The 310-nt window shown below is 48.4% G+C and carries 2 pseudogenes; both read right to left on the bottom strand.

From position 1 onward, the window contains the following. Positions 1 to 176: pseudogene (locus NXS07_RS21105) on the bottom strand (structural protein); the annotation flags it as partial. After that, a pseudogene (locus tag NXS07_RS21100) lies at positions 173 to 310 on the bottom strand (phage holin family protein); the annotation flags it as partial. The pseudogenes NXS07_RS21105 and NXS07_RS21100, both read right to left, overlap by 4 nt.

The following is a 310-nucleotide window of genomic DNA, read 5'->3' as shown; positions in this document are numbered from 1 at the left end:
CCTTTTTTATGGTAATTGCACAACAGCTTCATCAGTGCCCGAATACCATACTCTGGTGATTCAAACCGACAGAACCGCTTTTCTATACTCGGGTCATGGGGCAATTGACCCTGCCACTTATTCGCTGAGTGGTGGTCAATGTTGCCGGGATTGTTATTACGAATGCCTCTGCTCATCTTTGTTCCCCTGTCAGTCTGTTCCAGAAATAGGTTAAGGCGATGCTCCCCATTGCACCGGACACGCCAGCACTAACGAACATCAGGTATAAACTCAGTCCCGCTTCGAGACTGATAAATCCGCCTATCAGTCC

The organism is Xenorhabdus bovienii, from assembly GCF_024721015.1.
Lineage (GTDB): Bacteria > Pseudomonadota > Gammaproteobacteria > Enterobacterales > Enterobacteriaceae > Xenorhabdus > Xenorhabdus bovienii.
The sequence above is the reverse complement of the archived record's forward strand: the minus strand, read 5'-3'. Positions and strand labels throughout refer to the sequence as shown.